General features: G+C 40.9%; 3 protein-coding genes. All 3 read left to right on the forward strand.

All coding sequences use genetic code 11. The annotated features are described in order from the left end of the window. Positions 1-55: 55 nt before the first annotated feature. The 3 genes from AC1F2U_RS05125 to AC1F2U_RS05135 all read left to right on the forward strand — a co-directional run bounded on the left by AC1F2U_RS05125 (position 56) and on the right by AC1F2U_RS05135 (position 17447). A complete protein-coding gene (locus tag AC1F2U_RS05125; RefSeq protein WP_480260116.1) occupies positions 56-5470 on the forward strand; it encodes a trifunctional serine/threonine-protein kinase/ATP-binding protein/sensor histidine kinase in 5415 nt (1804 codons plus the stop codon). 74 nt (positions 5471-5544) lie between these two features. Then, on the forward strand, positions 5545-11397 hold the full coding sequence (locus AC1F2U_RS05130) for a trifunctional serine/threonine-protein kinase/ATP-binding protein/sensor histidine kinase (protein ID WP_480260117.1): 5853 nt from the start codon (positions 5545-5547) through the stop codon (positions 11395-11397). A gap of 158 nt (positions 11398-11555) precedes the next feature. After that, positions 11556-17447, forward strand: coding sequence for an AAA family ATPase (locus AC1F2U_RS05135; RefSeq protein WP_480260118.1), 5892 nt, complete (start codon positions 11556-11558; stop codon positions 17445-17447). Positions 17448-17488 lie beyond the last annotated feature (41 nt).

The raw sequence follows: 17488 nt of genomic DNA on the forward strand, positions 1-17488 counted from the left end.
AACAGCTTCAGACATCTGGGAATACTAAATCTGGAAGTCTCAAGGATTTAGCAGCATGGTTAGCACTTTTGTAAATATTCCTGGATACAAGGTTAGCGAAGAACTTTACAATGGTTCCAGAACCCTAGTTTATCGAGGGTATCGAGAGACTGACTCATTACCTGTAACGATCAAACTGCTGAAAAATCCTTATCCCAGCTTCAGCGAACTTTTGTCTTTTCGCAATCAATACACCATTGCGAAAAATCTCAACTCACCGCTAATCGTCCAAAGCTACAGTCTCCAAGCCTATCAGAATGGCTATGCGCTGGTAATGGAAGACTTTGGGGGAATTTCTCTCAAAGATTATTTCACCTCTATAGAAAGGCAATATATCTCGTCTCTACAAGAGTTTTTAGAAATAGCGATCGCACTGTGCAATACCTTAGATATATTGTATCGGGAGCGGATTATTCATAAAGATATTAAACCTGCCAATATTTTAATTAACCCCGAAACCAAACAAGTTAAATTAATTGACTTTAGTATTGCATCTTTACTACCACGAGAAACGCAAACACTGGTAAATCCCAATGTCTTAGAAGGGACACTTAGTTATATATCCCCAGAACAAACCGGCAGAATGAATCGGGGGATTGACTACCGAACTGATTTTTATTCATTGGGTGTAACTTTTTACGAATTACTCAGTGGAGTTTTACCATTTGAATCAAACGATCCGATGGAGTTGGTACATTCTCATATTGCAAAACTTCCACCACTTTTAGGTAATAGAGAAGAGATTCCCCAAGTACTTTGTGATATTGTCAGTAAATTGATGGCAAAAAATGCCGAATCCAGATATCAAAGTGCATTGGGACTGAAGTTTGATTTAGAAAATTGTTTACATCAACTACACGTTTCTGGTATAATTAAAAGCTTTGAAATTGGGCTTAGGGATGTTTGCGATCGCTTCATTATCCCTGACAAACTCTATGGACGAGAAGCCGAAGTATCAGCTCTATTGCAAGCATTTGAAAGAGTTAGCCTTGGTGCAACAGAAATGATGCTGGTAGCTGGGTTTTCGGGTATTGGAAAAACTGCGGTTGTCAACGAAGTTCATAAACCAATTGTGCGACAACGGGGTTATTTTATCAAAGGGAAATACGACCAATTTCAACGGAATATTCCCTTCAGTGCATTTGTGCAAGCCTTTCGAGATTTAATGGGGCAATTGTTAACTGAAAGCGATGCACAGATTCAGCAATGGAGAAACCAAATATTAGAGGCTCTTGGAGAAAATGGACAAGTAATTATTGAAGTTATCCCCGAATTATCAAGAATTATTGGCGAACAACCACCCACTATAGAATTATCAGGAACGGCGGCGCAAAATCGATTTAATTTATTATTTAAAAAATTTACCCAACTCTTTACCAGTGCTGAACATCCCTTAGTGATGTTTTTAGATGATTTGCAATGGGCAGATTCGGCATCACTGAACTTAATTCAGCTATTAATGGCTGATACAAAGCATCTTTTATTAATTGGTGCGTACCGTGATAACGAAGTTAATCCAGCACACCCATTAATGTTAACTTTGAGTGAAATTCAAAAAGAACTCTTCACGATTAATACAATTACTTTAGCACCACTGAATCATATAAAATTAAATCAGCTAGTTGCTGATACACTGAAATGCCCAGAAACTTTGGCATTACCCCTTTCTCAATTAGTCTTTCAAAAAACTCAAGGAAATCCGTTTTTTGCCACCCAGTTTCTCAAAGCATTGCATCAAGATGGATTAATTCAATTTGATTTTGAATCAAGCTGTTGGCAATGTGATATAGCCCAAGTGAAGCAAGAAGCACTTACAGATGACGTTGTTGCTTTTATGGCATTTCAATTGCGAAAACTGCCACAATCAACTCAACAGGTCTTGCAGTTAGCTGCTTGTATTGGGAATCAGTTTGATTTAGCAACTTTGGCAATTGTTTCAGAACAATCAGAAATAGAAACGGCGGCGGATTTGTGGAAAGCATTACAAGAAGGGTTGATTTTACCGAAAGGTGATATTTATAAATTTTATATTGGGCAAGAAATTGCACATACACCGCAAAGTCAAGAGACTGTTACATACAAATTTTTGCACGATCGCGTTCAACAAGCAGCCTATTCCCTAATTCCCAACGACCAAAAACAGGCGACTCATTACCAAATCGGCCAACTGCTGCTGCAACAGATTTCCGCACAAGCTAGAGTTGACCGTATTTTTGAAATCGTCAATCAATTAAATCACGGAACTGTTTTAATTACCCAACCAACAGAACGAGAAGAATTAGCTGGGCTCAATTTAATTGCCTGTCGCAAAGCCAAAAGTTCAACCGCCTATCAAGCAGCGCGTGAATATGTCACAGTGGGATTGTCTTTGTTAGAAGAAAATACTTGGCAGCAGCAGTATGAAATGACCCTCGCCTTGTATGAATTAGCTGCGGAAGTGGCAATGCTAAATGGTAACTTTGAGGCGACAGAACAGTTTATTGATATTGTTATTCAACAGGCACGCTCCTTACCTGAAAAAGTCAATGTTTACTGCATTAGAATTCAATCTCATATTTCCCAAAGTAAACTGACATCAGCGATCGCGATCGCCCAACCAATCTTACAACAGCTTGGTGTCACCTTTCCTGAAACACCGACACCATCAGATATTCAACAGGAAATCCAACAGATTGAGGAACTCATTGGAGATCGGGAAATCGCTGATTTGGTTCACTTGCCTGAAATGACAGATGCAGAAAAACTCGCTACTCTTAAAATTGTCAATATCATTATCCCAGCCGCTTACCTCACTGGCTCTGCGCTGTACCCATTGCTGAATAGTTTGTCCGTTAAAATATCAATTCAGTACGGTAACACATCGACTTCTGCTTTAGGCTATGCAACCTATGGCAATATTCTCTGCAATTTCTTACAAATAGATACAGGATCGCAGTTTGGTTCCCTGGCACTCCAGATTATTTCAAAACTCGATGCCAAAGCAAGTAAAACAGATGTTTTGATGATCTTGGGGATATTTATTGTACCCCGCAAATCTCACATTAAAGAAACACTACCCCTCTTGCAAGAGGGTTACACCAGTGCCCTAGAATTTGGAAACCTAGTACTTGCTGGATATAATGGGCACACTTTTTGCCTCAATTCTTTTTGGTGCAGTCAACCCCTGGCTACCTTAGAACAGGATATTTGCGCCTACTGTTATAGTTTGATGCAATTAAATCAATTGACAACCGCAAATTATTGCCGGATTTATTGGCAACCTGTTTTAAATCTGCTAGGTCTTGCAGAACATACCACCCTTTTATCTGGGAAAGCCCTTGAAGAAACGGAATTTCTCCAGCAGCTACAGTCTGCTAATGATGGATATGGATTGTATATTTTCCATTTGTATAAACTGATGCTTTGTTTCTTGTTTGGAGAAATTGAGCCAGCGAAAAATCATGCTATTGAAGTCAGGCGCTATTTTATGGCTGGTGCAGGATTAGTCAGCGAACCAGTATTTTATCTTTATGATTCTCTGCTAACTTTGGCACAATTAAATCCACAGTTAGATGAAGCATCAGAAGCATTGCAGAGTGTAATAGAAAACCAAACCAAGTTACAGCAATGGGCGTATCATGCACCCATGAATTATCAACATAAGGTTGATTTGGTAGAGGCGGAAAAATGTCGAGTGTTAGGACAAAAAGCCGAAGCAATCGAGTTATACGACAAGGCGATAACTCTAGCCAAAGCTAACAAATATATGCAAGAAGAAGCACTTGCTAACGAACTGGCAGCAAAATTTTACCTAGATTGGGGCAAAGAGCGCATAGCTGGGGAATACATGACGAACGCTTACTATGCCTACGCTCGTTGGGGTGCAAAAGCCAAAGTCGCTGACTTGGAGCGATGCTATCGGCAACTTCTCGCCCCCATCCTCCAGCAAACTCGTTCTCCCCTCTCCACTTACGAAACTATCTTCTCATTGGGGAGTACCTCCACCAGTTCTCTCACTTCCAGCAGTAGCAGCATCTCTGCTACTTTAGATTTAGCTGCTATTCTCGAAGTTTCCCAAACTCTTTCTAGCGAAATCGAACTGTCCAAACTGCTTTCATCGTTGCTTTCAATCCTCATCGAAAATGCGGGGGCTAATAAATGCGTGTTAATGCTCGTGCGATCCGATTCGCTACGCGACACCAAAGGTGAACGCTTGCTGATTAAAGGGTCAATTACTCTGGGTTCAGAGCCAGTCGTGTTGCAGCGCCTTCCCATTGAGGACAGCCAGGACATTCCTCTAAAGCTGATTTACAAAGTCTTGCACGACAGGCAGACTCTTGTGCTGGTTGATGCGACGATCGATCCGACTTTAGCCAATGACCCGTATATCATTCGTCAGCAGCCTTATAGTATCTTGTGCAGCCCGATTTTGCATCAGAGCAAGTTAATGGGCATTTTATATCTAGAAAATAATTTAGCGACGGGGGCGTTCACGAGCGATCGCGTCGAACTGCTGAATTTACTCTGCGCTCAAGCGGCAATTTCTCTGGAAAATGCTCGACTTTATGAGCGATCGCTAGAATATGCCCAACAGCTAGAAGCAGCTTTACAAGAACTCCAGGGCGCTCAATTACAAATAGTGCAAAGTGAAAAGATGTCTGCATTGGGTAACTTAGTCGCAGGGGTGGCTCATGAAATGAATAATCCTTTGGGTTTTATTGCTGCTAGTCTCAAACAAGCCAAACCAACGTTTACCGATCTTATCGAACACTTGAAACTATACGAACAAAAGTTTCCTACTCCCGGAGATGAAATTACAGACCATGCTGAGGAAATTGACTTAGATTATAGTTTATCAGACTTGCCCAAGATGATTGATTCTATGTCTATGGCGTGCGATCGCCTCAAAAACATCAGCACCAGTTTACGTACTTTCTCTCGTGCCGATCGAGACTACAAAGTACCATTTAACATCCACCAAGGCATTGATAGCACCATTCTCATTCTTAAACATCGTCTGAAGGCAAATGAACAACGTCCTGCCATTGAAATTATCACAAATTACGGTGATTTACCTCAATTAGAATGTTTTCCTGGTCAATTAAATCAGGTATTTATGAACCTTATTGCCAACGCTATTGATGCATTAGATGAATCTAATCAGGGACGCTCTTTTGAAGAAAATCAAGCTCATCCTAACTGGATTACAATTACAACCTCAGTTGAAAATAATCTAGTTAAAATTGTCATTGCTGATAATGGTCAGGGGATGAATGAACAAGTCAAATCAAAAATATTTGACCATTTATTTACGACAAAAGCTGTCGGAAAAGGAACGGGGTTAGGACTCGCGATCGCTCGTCAAATTGTTGAATCAACCCACGGTGGAAAATTGAGTTGCAACTCTGTTCTCAGTGAAGGTACAGAATTTATCGTTGAAATTCCGGTATAATTTTTGCTTTAGTTGTTAAACAGCTTCAGATATCTGGGAATACTAAATCTGGAAATTTTAAAGATGAGCGCTGTATGGTTAGCACTTTAGTCAATATTCCCGGATATCGCATCAGTGAAGAACTATACAATGGTTCCAGAACCTTAGTTTATCGAGGGTATCGAGAGACTGATTCCTTACCTGTAGTAATTAAACTGCTGAAAAATCCCTATCCCAGTTTCAGCGAACTCTTGTCTTTTCGCAATCAATACACCATTGCGAAAAATCTCAACTCACCGCTAATCGTCCAAAGCTACAGTCTCCAAGCCTATCAGAATGGCTATGCGCTGGTAATGGAAGACTTTGGGGGGATTTCTCTCAAAGATTATTTCACCTCTATAGAAAGGCGATATATCTCGTCTCTACAAGAGTTTTTAGAAATTGCGATCGCTCTCTGCAATACCTTAGATGTACTCTACCGAGAGCGGATTATTCATAAAGATATCAAACCCGCCAATATTTTAATTAATCCCCAAACCAAACAAGTTAAATTAATTGACTTTAGTATTGCATCTTTGCTACCACAAGAAACGCAGACAATAATCAATCCTAATGTATTAGAAGGGACACTTACTTATATTTCCCCCGAACAAACAGGAAGAATGAATCGGGGGATTGACTACCGAACTGATTTTTATTCTCTAGGCGTCAGTTTTTATGAATTACTTACGGGAGAATTACCATTTGTTTCAAACGAGCCGATGGAATTGGTGCATTGTCATATTGCAAAACTTCCACCCCTAGTACATGACATTAACCCACAAATCCCATTTGTACTCTCGGAGATTGTCAGTAAATTGATGGCAAAAAATGCCGAATCCAGATATCAAAGTGCATTGGGGCTGAAGTTCGATTTAGAAAATTGTTTACATCAGTTAGAAGTTGATGGTAAGATTGAAAGTTTTGAAATTGGGCAACGGGATGTGTGCGATCGCTTCCTCATCCCGGATAGGCTCTATGGACGAGAAACCGAAGTAGAAAACCTACTCCAAGCATTTGAGCGAGTCAGTCTTGGTGCAACAGAAATGATGCTGGTAGCTGGGTTTTCGGGAATTGGTAAAACCGCCGTTGTCAACGAAGTTCATAAACCCATTGTCCGTCAGCGCGGTTATTTTATCAAAGGCAAATATGACCAATTTCAACGCAACATTCCTTTCAGCGCATTTGTGCAAGCCTTCCGCGACTTAATGGGTCAATTGCTCTCGGAATCGGGTACACAAGTGCAAACATGGAAGACTCAGATTTTAGCAGTAGTGGGAGACAATGGACAAGTCTTGATTGATGTGATTCCTGAGTTAGAACGCATCATTGGTAAACAGTTACCAGCAACAGAACTATCAGGAAGTGCCGCCCAAAATCGCTTTAATCTCTTATTTCAAAAGTTTGTGCAAGTCTTCACTAGCATTGAACATCCTTTAGTCATGTTTTTGGATGACTTACAGTGGGCAGATTCAGCATCACTAAAATTGCTGCAATTGTTGATCGAAGAAACAGGACATTTATTACTCTTGGGTGCGTATCGGGATAATGAAGTGTCACGAACTCACCCGTTCATCCTCACCGTGGATGAGATCGTCAAAACTGGGGCAGTTGTCAATACGATGACGCTGCAAGGGTTAAGTCTAGTGGATATGAATCAATTGGTAGCGGATACCCTAAATTGTCATCCGATCCTCGCTCAACCTTTGACACAATTGGTCTATCAAAAAACCAAAGGTAATCCCTTTTTTGCCACACAGTTTCTCAAGGCACTACATGACGAGCAGGTGATTACCTTTGATTGGAATATCGGACATTGGCAATGTGATGTTGCTCAAGTCAGAAGTTTAGCAATTACCGATGATGTCGTCGAGTTTATGGGGCTACAATTGCAGAAGTTACCCGAAGAAACTCAGGCAATACTGAAGTTAGCTGCTTGTATTGGAGCGGAGTTTGATTTGGATACATTGGCAACAGCTAGTGAGAATTCGGCAGAAGTTGCAGCCAGAGCATTATGGAAATCTTTGCAGTCAGGCTTGATTATTCCCACTACGGAAATCTATAAGTTTTTTACACAATCGGATACAATATCAGTTTCTCATGCAGCAGCTAATTCTACTTATCGGTTTTTGCACGATCGCGTTCAACAAGCTGCTTATTCCCTGATTCCCGATGACCAAAAACAAGCAACTCACCTCAAAATTGGAAAATTACTACTGCACAGTTCCTCAGAAGTATATCTGGAAGAAAAACTGTTTGATATTGTCAGGCATTTAAACCAAGGAATTGAGCTAATCGCCCAACCGCAAGAACGGGAAGCCTTAGCCCAACTTAATTTAAAAGCTGGAGTGAAGGCGAGAAATTCTACAGCTTATACTGCGGCAAGAGTTTATTTGCAAACAGGGATTGAAATACTGACAGCCAACTGCTGGCAACATCAGTATGAATTGACTCTGAATCTCTATGTTGCTGCTACCGAAGTTGCCTATTTGAATGCTGATTTTGATGGCATGGAAAAAATGGCAGCACTGGTGTTACAAGAAGCTGAAACGATTTTAGACAAAATAAAAATATACAAAATTCAAATCGTCGCCCAGACAGCCCAGGGCAAGATATTAGAAGCCATTGCAGTCGGAAGAGATGCACTATTTCAATTAGGGGTTGAACTCCCCACTGCACCTGACGAAGCCAAAATTGCTAAAGCCCTGCAAACCGTAGTTAGTCTTCAAGGTGATAGAGGAATTGAGGAATTAGTCGATCTACCTGTAATGAGCGATTGCCAAACTCAGGCAGCTATGCAACTCTTAGGATTATTATTTTCACCGATTCTACAGGCAATGCCCGGATTAATGCCCATACTGAGCGCAACAATGGTGAGTTTATCACTTCAGTTTGGGAATGCACCAGGATCGACGGTGGGGTATGCGATTCACAGTATGGTGTTGTGTGCCTTTTTGGGAGAAGTGAAAACAGGGTATAGCTTTGGGCGATTAGCAATGAACTTGCTTGACAGATTTAATGTCGGGGAATTCAAGTGTAAAGTTCTAGTTCTGTTTGCGGCTTGGGTTCAACATCATCAGGAATCTCTAATGGCAACGATGTTGACGATGAAAGATGGCTATGCAACTGGTATGGAAACAGGTGATTTTCTCAACGCTGGCTATAATTCCCTGAATTGCCTAATTACCAAATTTTTTGCTGGGGTAGAACTGGACATTTGGGAACCGGAAATAGCAACTTACAGGGCTGTCTTAGTGCAGGTAAAACAACATTCTGCCCAAATTTATTTGGATATGATGCAACAGACTGTGCAGAACTTGAGGGAAGCCCGTATTCTGCCGGATTGCTTAATTGGCACTGCCTACGATGAAACGGCGATGCTGACTAAGCACTATCAGGACAAGGATCTCTCGGCGATCGCTCTTGCTTACACTTACAAACTGATGCTGGCATACTTTTTTGGTAATTACACGACTGCCCTAGAACATAGCGCCCAAGCCAAACAGTATTTAATGGCAGTATCAGGGATGATTTTTATTCCCATTTTTCATTTCTATGCAGCCCTGACGTATTTGGCACTCTTACCCACACAGCCAGAGTCGCAGCAAGGCGAACTTTTGTCTTTGGCAAAAAACCATCAAACCACTTTGCAACAGTGGGCGCAAAATGCTCCGATGAATCATCTGCATAAATGGTATTTAGTTGAGGCAGAAAAACATCGGGTTTTGGGGAATAAAGCCGAAGCAATTGAACATTACGATCGCGCCATTATTGGAGCCAAAGAAAACGGTTATATTCAGGAAGAAGCCCTGGCCAATGAACTAGCCGGAAAATTTTACCTCGACTGGGGTAAACAGCGCATTGCCCAGGAATACACGATCAACGCTTACTATAGCTATGCTCGCTGGGGTGCGAAAGCTAAGGTTGCTGACTTGGAAAGACGCTATCCCCAATTACTTGCTTCCATATTACAGCAAACCCGTTCTCCTCTCTCAAAGAACGAAACTATCTTCGCATTGGGGAGTATCGCATCCACCAGTTCCGCCAGTTCGAGCAGTAGCAGTGTCTCTGTGGCTTTAGATTTAGCTGCCATTCTCAAGGCTTCCCAAACGATCTCAGGCGAAATCGAATTAGAAAAACTGCTTTCATCGTTGCTGAGAATCGTCATCGAAAATGCCGGAGCCGAGAAGTGTGTATTAATGCTTATGGAGTCAGATAAATTACTGATTCAGGCATTAGCAAAGCTGGGGCTAGAGAACAATGGAAATACCAAAGTTGACTTTTCGACAACGCTGACTAACCCCCAGCCCTTTGAAGACTCTATTGATGTACCAGTTAGCTTAATTAATACTGTCAAACGCAACCTCCAATCAGCAGTGATTATTGATGCCACAGTGCATCCGCAATTAATTTATGACCCGTATATTCAGCAACAGCAGCCCAAGAGCATTCTGTGCAGTCCGATTTTGCATCAGGGTAAGTTACTTGGGGTGTTGTATCTCGAAAATAATTTGGCAACTGGAGCATTTACCAGCGATCGCATCGAACTCCTTAACTTGCTGTGCGCTCAAGCGGCAATTTCTTTGGAAAATTCCCGACTTTATGAGCGATCGCTAGAAAATGCTCAACAGCTAGAGCGATCGCTTGATGAGTTGAGCGCCGCCCAGTCTAACTTCCAAGCTTCTCAGCAAAGACTCCAACTATTGGTTCAACAAACTCCATTGGCAGTGATAGAGTGGGATACCAATTATCACGTTACTGACTGGAACCCAGCAGCAGAAAGGATATTTGGCTATACCAAACAAGAGGCTTTGGGTTGCGGATTCAAATTTATCATTCCTAAAAAGATTCAAGCACAAATGGAAGAAATTAGCGTTGATATTGCATCGCAGCAGGGCGGTAATTACAGTCTCAATGAAAATATCACCAAGGATGGTAAAACTATTTTTTGTGCTTGGTATAACAATCCGCTTGTGAGTGCGGATGGCGAGCTAATTGGAATTGCTTCACTGGCAGATGATATTACAGATCGCAAACTTGCTGAACTTGCCTTACAACAAAAATCACTTGATTTACAACAAGCTCAATTACAAATAGTGCAAAGTGAAAAAATGTCTGCGTTGGGTAATTTAGTAGCTGGTATAGCTCATGAAATGAATAATCCTCTTGGTTTTATTGCTGCCAGTCTCAAACAAGCTAAACCTAGCATCGTTGATATTGTTGAGCACTTAAAATTATATGAAGAATGTCTACCATCACCGACTGATGAGATTATCCTTCATGCTGAAGAAATAGACTTGGAATATACCTTAGAAGACTTGCCCAAAATGCTTGATTCTATGTCTATGGCGTGCGAAAGACTAAAAAATATTAGCACTAGTCTCCGCACTTTTTCCCGCACAGATCGAGATTATAAAGTGCCATTTGACATTCACCAAGGTATTGATAGCACAATTTTAATTTTGAAACATCGTCTCAAGGCAAATGAACAACGTCCCGCCATTGAAATTGTTACCAACTACGGTAACTTGCCTCAAATTGAATGCTTTCCTGGTCAATTAAATCAGGTATTTATGAATCTTTTAGCGAATGCCATTGATGCATCAGAAGAATCTAATCAGGGACGCATTTTTGAAGAAATTAAAGCTAATCCTAACTATATTACAATTACAACCTCAGTCGAAAATAATCTAGCTAAAATTTTCATTGCAGATAATGGAAAGGGGATGAGTGAAGAAGTCAAATTTAAAATATTCGATCATTTGTTCACTACGAAAGCTGTTGGTAAAGGCACAGGATTAGGGTTGGCGATCGCTCGTCAAATCGTTGAAGAAACCCACAGTGGAAAATTAAGTTTTAATTCGGTTCTGGGTCAGGGTACAGAATTTACGATTGAAATTCCGGTATGAATCTCGGACACTCCTTGTTCGCACCGCGTCTCATAGAGAAGGGATGGGATTAGCGCCGATTTTCTTTGACTCTAAATCCTGAAAATTTCAAGTTGTGGAGCGACGGGTTCGCTTTATATCTGGGAACACTATATCTGGAGTCTTAAAGATTTAGCAGTATGGTTAGTACGAGAGTCAATATTCCCGGATATCAGGTTAGCGAAGAACTCTACAATGGTTCTAGAACCATCGTTTATCGAGGGTATAGAGAGACTGACTCATTACCCGTAACGATCAAACTGCTGAAAAATCCTTATCCGAGTTTCAGCGAACTTTTGTCGTTTCGTAATCAGTACACCATAGCGAAGAATCTCAACTCACCTCTGATCGTCCAAACCTATAGCCTAGAACCGTATCAAAATGGTTATGCGTTGGTAATGGAAGATTTTGGGGGGATTTCTCTCAAGGATTGGGGATTAGGGAGTGGGGAGTGGAAAATTGGGCGAAACCTAGAATCTTTGATGGACTTTTTAGAAATAGCGATCGCACTGTGCAACACCTTAGATATATTGTATCGCGATCGGATTATTCATAAAGATATCAAACCCGCCAATGTTTTAATTAATCCAGACACCAAACAAGTTAAATTAATTGACTTTAGTATTGCATCCCTACTACCACGGGAAACTCAAACACTGATGAATCCCAATGTCTTGGAAGGGACACTTGGTTATATTTCTCCCGAACAAACAGGAAGAATGAATCGGGGGATTGACTATCGGACTGATTTCTATTCTTTAGGTGTCACTTTTTATGAACTACTTACGGGTGAGTTACCGTTCCATTCAAACGATCCAATGGAGTTGGTACATTGTCATCTAGCAAAACTTCCACCATCCCTTCAGGAAGTTAAAAATGAAGAGATTCCGCAAGTGTTGTCAGATATTGTCATGAAATTGATGGCAAAAAATGCTGAAGACCGCTATCAAACTGCATTGGGATTGAAATTTGATTTAGAAACTTGTTTATCTCAACTCCAAGAAACTGGTGAAATTAAGCATTTCCCAATTGCTCAACGGGATCTGTGCGATCGCTTTATTATCCCTGATAAACTTTATGGACGAGAAACAGAAGTAGAAACTCTACTGCAAGCATTTGAGCGCGTTAGTACAGGCGCGACAGAAATGATGCTGGTGGCTGGTTTTTCGGGTATTGGTAAAACCGTTGTAGTTAACGAAGTTCATAAACCAATCGTTAAAAAACGCGGTTATTTTATCAAAGGGAAATATGACCAATTTCAACGAAATATTCCCTTTAGTGCTTTTGTGCAAGCCTTCCGCGATTTAATGGGGCAATTATTAACCGAAAGCGATGCTCAAATCCAGCAATTTAAAACCAATATTTTAGCAGCTGTAGGTGATAATGGACAGGTAATTATTGAAGTTATCCCCGAATTAGAAAGAATTATTGGTCAACAACCACCTGCTACAGAATTATCAGGAACTGCCGCCCAAAATCGGTTTAATTTATTATTTCAGAAATTTACCCAAGTCTTTACCAGTGAAAAACATCCATTAGTGATGTTTTTAGATGATTTGCAATGGGCAGATTCAGCATCTTTGATGTTAATACAGTTATTAATGGCTGATACAAAACATCTTTTCTTAATTGGTGCTTATCGTGATAACGAAGTCAATTCAGCACATCCATTAATGTTGACTTTGAATGATATCCAAAAAACAGCAGCCACAATTAATACGATTACCTTAGCACCTCTAAGTCAATCGCAAGTAAATCAATTAGTTACTGACACACTTAAATGTACAAAAGATTCGGCATTACCTGTTTCTCAATTGGTATTTCAGAAAACTCAAGGTAATCCGTTTTTTGCCATACAGTTTCTCAAGGCATTACACCAAGATGGATTAATTGAATTCACCCCCCCTGACCAAGGGGGGGCTACAGGGGGGTGGCAATGTGATATCACCCAAATAAATCAGCAAGCGGTGACAGATGATGTTGTTAAGTTCATGGTATTTCAATTACGAAGATTGCCTCTATCAACTCAAAATGTATTACAGTTAGCCGCTTGCATTGGCAATCAATTTGATTTAGCGACCTTGGCGATTGTTTGGGAGTCATCAGAAATTGAAACAGCTGCTAGTTTATGGAAAGCTTTACAAGAAGGGTTGATTTTACCAATTAGTGATGTTTATAAATTTTATCAGGGAGAAAATCACGATAGATTGGCGCTGTCAACTGGGAATACCAATAAACAATTAGCCAAATATAGATTTTTACATGACAGAGTACAACAAGCTGCCTATTCTCTAATTCCTGATAACCAGAAACAAGCAACTCATCTCAAAATTGGTCAATTACTTCTACAAAATTCCTCTCAAATAGAACAAGAAGAAAAACTGTTTGATATTGTCGGCCATTTGAATTTAGGGCAAGAGTTGATCGCCCAAACAAACGAGCGAGAAGCCTTGGCTCGGCTTAACTTAGCAGCAGGAGCTAAAGCCAAAAATTCCACCGCATACACTGCGGCCAGAGTCTATTTACAGACCGGGATTGAGCTGCTCACAGTGAATTGCTGGCAAGATCGATATGAATTAACCCTGAGTCTCTATGTTGCCGCTGCCGAAGCCGCCTACTTAAATGCTGACTTTGATGGCATGGAACAGATAGCAGTACAGGTGTTGCAATCAGCCCAGACGATTTTAGACAAAGTTAAAATTTACGAAATTCAAATTGCTGCCCAGACAGCCCAGAGCAGACTGTTAGAAGCGATCGCAGTTGGCAGAGATGCTTTAAAACAATTGGGGGTTGAGCTACCCATTGAGCCAAACAATGCTGAGATTGGTAAAGCTTTACAAGTGCTTGCTAGTCAACTCGCAGGCAAACGAATTGAGGAACTAGCTGACTTACCAGTGATGACCGATCCCCAAGCACAGGCAGCCATGCAACTGTTAGGAATGTTGTTTGCACCTGTTTTCCAAGGAATGCCGGGTTTATTGCCCTTAATTAGCTCCACAATGGTCAGCCTATCGCTTCAGTTTGGGAATACGCCTGCCTCCACGGTGGGGTATGCGCTGCACGGAATGGTGCTGTGTGCCTTTTTGGGAGAGGTTGAAGGGGGCTACGATTTTGGGCAATTGGCATTGAATTTGCTAGATCGGTTCAATGTGCGGGAATTCAAATCCACGATTTCCATGTTGTTTGGTGGCTTTATTCAACATCACCAAGAAGCTCTCTCGGCAACGATACCGTTGCTGAAAGCTGGTTTTACCTCTGGTATGGAAACTGGTGATTTTTTACACGCTGGCTATAACGTATGTTGTTATAGCTATGCGGTATTTTGGAGTGGCTCTGAACTTAGCAATTTGGAATTAGATATAGCAAGCTACAACGCCGCCTTAACTCAGGCGAAGCAACATTCTGCCCAGACTTATGTGAGTATTATGCGACAGGCGGCACAGAACTTTAGGGAAACCCAAATTCAGCCCGATTGTTTGAGCGGCAGTATCTACGATGAAACGGTGATGATTCCCAAACATCGTCAGGCTAATGAACTCACGGTGATGGCCGAGTTGTATATCTACAAATTGTTGCTTGCCTATTCTTTTGGTGATTACAAAGCTGCGATCGCTTACATTGAGGAAGGGAAAAAGTATTTACTTGCAGTATCAGGATTGATTTTTGTTCCGATTTCCCATTTCTACGCAGCCCTGACGCACCTAGCTCTATTTTCCACCCAGCCAGAAATTAAACTTTCCGTAATTCTTGCCCAGGTAGAAATCCATCAAACCACTCTGTACCGTTGTGCGCAAAATGCTCCCACAAATCATCTGCATAAATGGCATTTAGTTGAGGCTGAAAAACAAAGAGTTTTGGGCAATAAAGCAGAAGCACTTGAAAATTACGATCGCGCCATAACTCTAGCTAAAACCAACGGCTACATCCAAGAAGAAGCACTTAGCAATGAATTAGTAGCCAAATTTTATTTCGATTGGGGTAAAGAAAGAGTTGCCCAAGCATATATGCAAGAAGCATACTACTGTTACGCTCGTTGGGGTGCAAAAGCCAAAATAGAAGACCTAGAAAAACGCTATCCCCAACTACTCCAATCAATTCTGCAACAGCAACGAATCAACTTCAATACCTTAGAAACTATTAGCTTTCGTGGCACTTCCTCATCTACTCGCACTTCTACCACTGGCAGCACTAGTATTTCTCATACACTAGATTTTACCTCTGTCCTCAAAGCCGCTCAAGTTATCTCCAGTTCTCTGGAATTAGATCAACTCATTGCTAGCTTGACCCACATTATCCTAGAAAACTCTGGCGCCAAGAAAGCTGTACTAATTCTTCCCCAAGATGAGGACACTGCCGTGCGGGGGGAACCCTTGTCGAGGAAAGTGTCTAGCGATCGTTGGCAAGTTAGGGCAATTACCTTTATCAATCATGACCAAATACAAACTATTCTGGAGCCACAATCACTCGCTACTTGTCAAGAGATTCCCGCAAAAATCATCAATTACGTCAAAAATACTCAACAAACAGTTGTTATAGACAATTGTGAAACAGATATTATTGGGTTGATTGGGGAATATATGCACCGAACACAACCCCAGAGTGTATTATGTACCCCAATTATTAATCAAGGGCGTTTAGTAGGGATTCTTTACCTAGAAAATCAACTGACTCAAGGGGTATTTACTAGCGATCGCCTTTCTGTTATAAATTTCCTCTGCACTCAAGCCGCAATTTCTTTGGAAAATGCCCAGTTATATAATCATCTCCAGGAACGAGAAAAGTTCCTCAGTAGTATTTATGAAGGTGTTGGCTGTCTGATCTGTGTGATTGATGTCCGGGATAATGGTAAGTTTGAGTACACAGGATGGAGTAAATCGTGCGAATTAGCAGTTGGTATACCTGCTTCCCAAGTACTAGGTAAAACTCCCCAAGATTTACATGGTGATGAAAGTGCAGCAGTATCTCAAAATCATCTGCGTTGTTTCCAAAGCGGAATACCCATCACCTATGAAGAATGTCTAACATTTCATGACCAGAAAAGTTGGTGGTTAACCACACTCAGTCCATTAAAAGACCGGGCGGGCAAAGTTTATCGCATAGTTGCAACAACTATTAATATTAGCGATCGCAAACAAGCTGAATCAGCGGTGACAGAAAAATCTCAAGCACTCGAAACAGCCTTAGAAGAATTACAACAAGCCCAATTACAAATTGTTCAAAGTGAGAAAATGTCTGCACTGGGTAATTTAGTTGCTGGCGTAGCCCATGAAATGAATAATCCTTTGGGCTTTATTGCTGCAAGTCTCAAACAAACTAAACCCACTATTGCTGATGTTGTGCAACATTTGAAACTTTATCAAGAAAGTTTTACTAATCCGGGTGCTGAAATTATCGATCATGCAGAAGAAATTGACTTAGATTATAGTTTAGGAGATTTACCCAAGGTAATAGATTCAATGGTGATGGCGTGCGATCGCCTGAAAAATATCAGTACTAGTTTAAGAACTTTCTCCCGCGCTGATAAAGATTACAAAGTGCCATTTAAAATTCATGAAGGGATTGAAAGTACAATTTTAATTCTCAAACATCGCCTCAAAGCTAATGAGCTACGTCCAGCAATTGAAGTAATAACCGATTATGGCAATTTGCCTCAAGTTGAATGTTTTCCTGGACAATTAAACCAGGTATTTATGAATATCCTAGCTAATGCCATTGATGCCTTGGATGAGTCGAATGCTGGGCGGAATTTTGCAGAAATCCAAGAAAAGCCTAACAAGATTACAATTCAAACCTCATTGAAAGATAATCAAGTGAAAATAACGATTGCTGATAATGCTAATGGCATGAATGAAGCAGTCAAGCAAAAGATATTTGACCATTTGTTTACGACGAAATCTGTGGGAAAAGGGACGGGTTTAGGATTAGCGATCGCCCGTCAAATTGTTGTGGAAAAACACGGAGGTTCAATACACTGCAACTCCTCCCCAGGAAAAGGTACAGAGTTTGCGATCGTAATTCCAGTGCGGCAATAAACAGTGCTGAGTAGACCAACTTTAGCTAAGAAGATTCTGTC

The sequence above is a fragment of the Nostoc sp. LEGE 12454 genome (genome assembly GCF_056620565.1).